General features: G+C 60.6%; 1 protein-coding gene. It reads right to left on the minus strand.

Annotated features, from left to right (window positions below; genetic code table 11):
* Positions 1-30 precede the first annotated feature (30 nt).
* Positions 31-495, minus strand: a complete 465-nt coding sequence (locus JX325_RS17110) for a phage holin family protein (RefSeq protein WP_243414163.1) — start codon at positions 493-495, stop codon at positions 31-33.
* Positions 496-1,247 lie beyond the last annotated feature (752 nt).

Consider the following 1,247-nt stretch of genomic DNA (forward strand, 5'->3'; position numbering starts at 1 on the left):
CCCCCCCCCCGGGCAACGGCCAGTACCTTCTCAGCGGTCATGGCGCTGTTCTCCTTCCCGGAAGTCCGTCAGCTCCTCTCCCACCTTGTCCACCGCGTCCTTCCCGGCCTCCAGGATTTTGGGAAGCCAGGCGGGGTAGGGGGCGCCCATGGTGATGGCGTGCTCAGCCAGGCTCCCCAGCTCCCCGACAACGTACCAGACAATTACCAGGGGCCCCAGCAGCACGCCGTAGGTAAAGGGCAGCTCCACCACTGGGAGGTTATGGAGCAGGGTTCCAATCAGCCAGTCCGCTGTCAGGGCCACGTAGACAATTACGATTATGCCGCCCTTGTGCCAGGCTCCCGCCCGCATTTTCGCGCTGCTCCATTTCCCGTCCTTCGCCGCCACAGCGGAGCCGATGAGCCAGTCCGCCAGCATCAGCGCGGCCCACACCAGCACCAGCCAGCCGAGCAGCCCCACAGGGCCGTCAGCGTTCCCAGAACGGCAGTAAGGCACAGCTTGATCTCCATTGCAAAATGTTCGTTGCTCATATCGTCTCTCCTTTTGTTGTTTGCCCCCAGGCCGGACCCCTCCGGGCCGGCCTGGGCTGCCAGTATCCAAATAATAGGGCCCTGGGAACGGGAAGTTGCATGAACCCGTCACCCGGCGTGCTTTTTCAGCTTCCGCCGGAAGGCCGCAAGGACCGCCGTCAGACACTGGAACACAGACCCGCCGGGCCAGGAGGGCGGAGAGCAGCTTCCCACGCTTCCTCCGGACCCGTATAGAGATTTCCACTGGGAGTGGGATGTGTCTCTTGGCGTTGGCAACCTTCACCTCAAAATGCCTGGTGTTTTGGTGGTAGGCGATGTCCCCCAGCTGGAAGCCGTAGCCCTCCGGGAGGCCCGCCTCGCTTGCCGGTCAGGCAGGGAGGCGCTGTACCGTGGGCTGAGCCCAGTCAATAGCCTTGATGCCCTCCAGCGGGCTCTCCAAACGGCCAGCCCCACGGAGCACTCCCGGAGAATGCCGCTCTCAATGGCGGAGATCATATCCGCCGAGGAGTCCGTCCGGGGCATGTAGCACTGTCAACGTCAATCTAAAATTGTAAGAAAACGCCGAAGAAATTTTGTCGTTATCAAGCGTTTCCCTGCTCACATAGGGTATTTACGATTTGCTGTTTCTGGCGCATAAATTCTTTGCGTTCTTTTGATGTTGATAACGGTGCAGTGATGCAGTACACGCTCCAGGATGGCGGAAGCAGTTGNAGGTGA

Source organism: Oscillibacter sp. CU971, from assembly GCF_905219725.1.
Classification (GTDB): Bacteria; Bacillota; Clostridia; order Oscillospirales; family Oscillospiraceae; genus Oscillibacter.